This window comes from Streptomyces ipomoeae 91-03 (assembly GCF_000317595.1).
Taxonomy (GTDB): domain Bacteria; phylum Actinomycetota; class Actinomycetes; order Streptomycetales; family Streptomycetaceae; genus Streptomyces; species Streptomyces ipomoeae.
The window spans coordinates 1-795 of record NZ_AEJC01000445.1 but is presented as its reverse complement, the minus strand read 5'-3'; the positions used below and the strand labels follow the sequence as shown (position 1 = coordinate 795).

Annotated in this window: 1 protein-coding gene; it reads right to left on the bottom strand. The window is 68.3% G+C overall.

The window, feature by feature from the left end:
- Nucleotides 1–17: 17 nt before the first annotated feature.
- The coding region (locus tag STRIP9103_RS29610) for a hypothetical protein (RefSeq protein ID WP_009326546.1) at nucleotides 18–795 on the bottom strand (778 nt) is incomplete at its 5' end.

Genomic DNA, 795 nt, shown 5'->3' with positions numbered 1-795 from the left:
TCGGAAGCCGAGGGGGGTCAGGCCCGTCTGATCGCCTCGGCCTTGCCCTGCCACTCTTCCAGCACGGCCACACTCCGGAACATGGTCTGAAGAGACTTACCGATCCGCCGGGCCGGTCCACGCAGATGCCGGCTGGAAGCACCGAACAGGTTGATCAGTGCCATGACCTCCTGGAATCCGATCGTCATGGTCTGCATCTCCGGGGACGCCGTCGCCACCTGGTCGAGAACCTCCGCCGTGCCGTCCGGCCATTCGCCGCGCGGCGTGTCAGCCGCCCACTCCAGGAACGCGCCGAACGCACCGACGCCGGCACCCATGCGCTCCGCGAAGCGTTCGGCCGCTGCCTCAAGGTCGCCGACCGGCCCGTCGATGGCTTTGGCCAGCCGGTTGATCACCGCCAGCTTCGAGGTCATCGACGCCCCGGGATGGCTGACGCGGACCATGTCCTCCGCGATCAGCTCCATCATCGCCCCGAGATCTGTCAGGGCGGACTCCACATCGGCCATGTCCCCCGAGATGGCCTCCAGTTGTGCCTCGGCTTCGGCGGCCAGGTCGAACAGGCCGGGCTGGTCGTCCTGCCCGGGAGCCAGTTCCGCGTGAGTCTGCGCCATCGGCTGTGAGGGCTCAGCCGCGGCAGCCGCCCCGCGAAAGGCGTCGACCAGTAGCGTCGTGAGTTGCTGCCGGGCCGTGAGTGCGCCGTCCGGGTGGGACGCAAGCTCGATGGAAGGAGTCCTCACCGCTCTGGAATGGGTGATGGATCCCTCGGTGACATGGACGGTGCACCGGCCGAGTGCG